The sequence below is a fragment of the Arthrobacter sp. CMU6 genome (assembly GCF_059090205.1).
This window is the reverse complement of record NZ_JBNHFL010000112.1, coordinates 1-324: the sequence shown is the minus strand read 5'-3', so window position 1 is coordinate 324 and position 324 is coordinate 1. Positions and strand designations below refer to the sequence as shown.

General features: G+C 59.9%; 1 pseudogene. It reads right to left on the bottom strand.

Annotation, left to right across the window (positions count from 1 at the left end):
* Positions 1-324, bottom strand: a pseudogene (locus AC5RWD_RS23295) (NAD(P)/FAD-dependent oxidoreductase); the annotation flags it as partial.

Genomic DNA, 324 nt, shown 5'->3' with positions numbered 1-324 from the left:
TGAATTCGGGGACGGCAGGGACGTGGAAGTGGCCGGTGGCAACGACGAGCTTGTCGAATACGTGGGTTTCGGTGAGGTTGGTTTTGAGGTCCTGGACTGTCACCGTGAATTCCTGGGTGGTCTCGTTGTAGGTGGTGTGGCGGGCGACGGTGTTGAACTTGACGTATTTGCGGACGTCGGACTTTTCCACGCGGCCCTTGATGTAGTCGAAGAGCACCTCGCGGGGTGGGAAGGAGGAGATGGGGCGGCCGAAGTGCTCGTCAAAGGAGTAGTCGGCGAACTCGAGGCATTCCTTGGGCCCGTTGGACCACAGGTGGCGGTACA